2 protein-coding genes are annotated in these 1,084 nt (G+C 74.5%); both read right to left on the reverse strand.

The features are described 5' to 3' along the window. Positions 1-82: 82 nt before the first annotated feature. Complete coding sequence (locus KN815_RS38275; RefSeq protein ID WP_253209491.1) at positions 83-793, reverse strand: class I SAM-dependent methyltransferase; 711 nt, start codon at positions 791-793, stop codon at positions 83-85. 83 nt (positions 794-876) lie between these two features. Next, positions 877-1,084 (reverse strand): DUF3043 domain-containing protein (locus tag KN815_RS38280; protein WP_216346421.1); only part of this gene is annotated, 208 nt, incomplete at its 5' end.

The raw sequence follows: 1,084 nt of genomic DNA on the forward strand, positions 1-1,084 counted from the left end.
GGCCGGCGCGCCGAAGCGCGGACGGGCGCGCCGGGCAGGACCCGCGCGGGGTGGCGGTGCACACCGCCACCCCGTCGCCGGATCAGCCGCGTACCCCGCACAGATGGAGCAGCGCCGCCACCGCGCGGTACGGATCGGTGCGCCCGGCCCGCTCCTCGGCGGCCAGCAGCCGCTCCCACTCCGGGGAGCCGGGCGGCTGTGCGTCGTCCGGGGCGAGGTCGGTGAAGACCCGCACGCCGTACCAGACGCGCAGCGGCGCGCCGATCGCGGTCAGGGTCTCGGTCAGTTCCTCGCGCCGGTCGGCACGGACCGGCAGCCCGATCCGGTTGGTGTACGAGGGGGAGTCGAAGGCGGTCAGCGCCGTGTCCCAGTCCTCGGCCAGCCCCGGCCGCAGCGCCAGCGCGTCACCGTTGCGCACCAGCAGGGAGAGCAGACCGCCGGGGGCCAGCACCCGGGCCAGCCCGGCGAGCAGCGGATCCGGTTCGGGCAGATACATCAGCACCCCGTGGCACAGCACCACGTCGAAGGCGCCGGGCAGGAAGTGTGCCCCGGTCTCCCGGCCGTCGCCCTCGAGGAGCCGTACGCGTCTGCGGATGCCCTCGGGCTCGTCGGCGAGCGCGGTGCGGGCCGTCTCCAGCATGGTGGGGTCGGACTCCAGCCCGGTGACCTCATGGCCCGCGCGGGCCAGCCGCAGGGCCTGGGTGCCCTGGCCGACGCCCACGTCGAGCACCCGCAGCCGCTGTCCCACCGGGAAGCGGGCGGTGATCTGCTCATCGAGCTGGCGGGCGACCAGCGCCTGCCGGACGGTGTTCCGCAGGCCCCCGAGGTGGCTCAGCCAGCCGGGCGCCCCGCCGGTGAAGCCGGAGGGTCTGCCGCTCAGGGCCGCTCTCCGCGCTTGACCTGCGGCTTGGGCAGCCGCAGCCGGCGCATCTGGAGGGTGCGCATCAGGGCGTACGCCACCGCGCCGCGCAGATTCTCGTCGGGGAAGCGCCGGCGGAGCTGCCGCTTGAGCTGGAAGCCGAAGAAGATGGAGTTGATCACGATCAGGACGATGACCACCATCCACAGCAGCAGCACATAGCTC

The organism is Streptomyces niphimycinicus (assembly GCF_018883605.1).
In the GTDB taxonomy this organism is placed as follows: Bacteria; Actinomycetota; Actinomycetes; order Streptomycetales; family Streptomycetaceae; genus Streptomyces; species Streptomyces niphimycinicus.